This is a genomic window from Streptomyces sp. NPDC031466 (genome assembly GCF_055581265.1).
The window spans coordinates 1-2,221 of sequence record NZ_JBVIJT010000031.1; the positions used below are offsets into that span (position 1 = coordinate 1).

Consider the following 2,221-nt stretch of genomic DNA (forward strand, 5'->3'; position numbering starts at 1 on the left):
GCCAAGCGGTTGGCCCGGGCGTTCAGTTCGCCATACGTCAGCGCACGGCCCTCGAACTCCACCGCCACCGCGTCCGGCGCACCCGCCACCACACCCTCGAACCACTCATGCACACACCGCTCCTCCGCCACCAGACCGGCCGGAGCCTCGTTCCACTCCTCCACCACACGCCGACGCTCGGCGGCCGGCAGGACGTCGATGTCAAGGGCCGCGGTGACGGCGCCGTCGCCCGCGGCGAGCGCGGAGACGATGCCGGACAGCGCCGTCTCGACGTATCCGACGAGCGCCTCGCACTGCACGGAGTCGTCCACGCGCACGTGCAGAGCGAGTTCGCTGCCGAAGTCGTCGAGCGAGACCACCAGCGGGTAGTTGATCGCGTCGGCCTCCGCCAGCCAGTGGATGCCCTGGCCCGCGACGGCGGACCCGGTCGTGTCGCCGTGGCCCGGCTCGAAGTGCCGGACGTTGATCACCGCGCTGAACAACGGGGTGTCGGCGTCCAGGCCGCTGCAGCGCTGCGCCAGGCTCAGCGCGCTCTGCTCGCGTGCGATCAGCTCCTTCAGGCCGGTGTCGACCTCCGCGACGAGGTCCTTGACGGAGCGATCCGCGAGGCGCACCCGCAGCGGCAGGGTGTTGATGAAGTTCCCGAGCATGCCCTCCACACCGGGAACGCCCTGCAGACGACCGGACATCACGGTTCCGAAAACGACGTCGTCGCTGCCGGCGGCCGCGGCCGTGACGCACGCCCACGCGGCGTGGAACAGGGTGGCGGGGCTGATGTGCAGCCGCTTGGCCTGGGCGCGCACCTCGGCGGTGAGGTCGGCGGGCAGAGCGCGGCGCAACTGCGGGTACCGGTGGCCGTCGCCGTGCACGTCCGTCAGGCCGAACGGCGTGGTCGGCTCGGTGACGTCCGCGAGCATGGCCCGGAAGTGGGCCTCCCCGTCGTCGGCGGTCGTCTGGCGCAGGGTGTGGGCGACGAAGTCGCGGTACGGCGCGGGCGCCTTGAGCAGCGCGGCCCGGCCCGCCATGTGGGTCGCCAGCTCCTGCAGGACGAGCCGCAGTGTCGTGGCGTCCTCGATGAGGTGATGGGCGCTCAGGAGCATGTAGCGCCGCTCGGAGTGCGGGTCCTCGGCGAGGAGGAGCCGCAGCAGGGGTGCGCCGTCGACCCGCATGCGCCGGGGGCTGTCCAGCAGGGCGCGCGCCTGCTCCTCGGCGTCCATGCCAACGTCGAGGCGCGTCCGCTCGACCGTCAGACGGGCGGTGCGGTGCACTACCTGCACGGGCTCGGGCAGGTCGGCGGTGAGCACGGCGGTGCGCAGCACGTCGTGCCGGTCGATCAACGCCTGCAGCGCCTCCGTGAAGGAGACGCACACCTTTTCGTCGTCGGCGGCGAGGAGGACGGAGACCAGGTAGGGGTCGTTGGCCGGGTCGAGGAGGTGGTGGAAGAGGATGCCCTCCTGCGCGGGCGCCAGCGGATAGACGTCTTGGACGTTGGGCGCGCCGCCGGGCACGGTGGCGACGACCGTGTCGATCTGCTCCTGGGTCAGCGCGACCAGGGGCAGCATGTCCGGGGTGATGCGCGGGCAGCCGAGCGGGATCAGGTTCGGCGGCACGCCGTCGTCCGCGACGTCGGTGTCGGCCCGCGCCCCGTCGATCTCCTCCGCGAGGCGGGCCAGCGTCGGGCTGCTGAACATGCTGCGCACCGAGACCTCGTGGCCCAGCTCCTTCAGCTTGGCCGCCAGGACCGTGATGAGCAGGGAATGGCCGCCGAGCTCGAAGAAGTTGTCGTCGGCGCCGACGCGGTCCTCGTCGAAGCCGAGGAGCTCCGCCCAGACCGCAGCGAGCGCCCGCTCGGTGGGGGTGCTCGGCGCCACGTACGCGCGCTGGGTGTAGGCGTCGATGGCGGGGGCCGGCAGGGCCTTCCGGTCGAGCTTGCCGTTGGTGGTCAGCGGCAGGGTGTCCAGGGCGATGTAGGCGCTGGGGACCATGTACTCGGGGAGCGTACGCTCGACGTGCCGCCCGAGCTCGGCGCGCAGGTCCGTCTTCGCGTGCGCGTCCTCCAGGACGACGTACGCGACGAGCTGCTTGTTGCCGGGCTGGTCCTCGCGGGCCATGACCACGCAGGAGCGGACCGCTTCGTGTCCGGCGAGGGCGGCTTCGATCTCCCCGAGCTCGATGCGGAAACCACGGATCTTGACCTGGTCGTCGTTGCGGCCCAGGTACT

The 2,221-nt window shown here is 71.9% G+C and carries 1 protein-coding gene; it reads right to left on the bottom strand.

Annotated features, from left to right (window positions below; all coding sequences use genetic code 11):
* Window positions 1-2,221 (bottom strand): condensation domain-containing protein (locus ACZ5GP_RS33945; protein WP_468754520.1); only part of this gene is annotated, 2,221 nt, incomplete at both ends.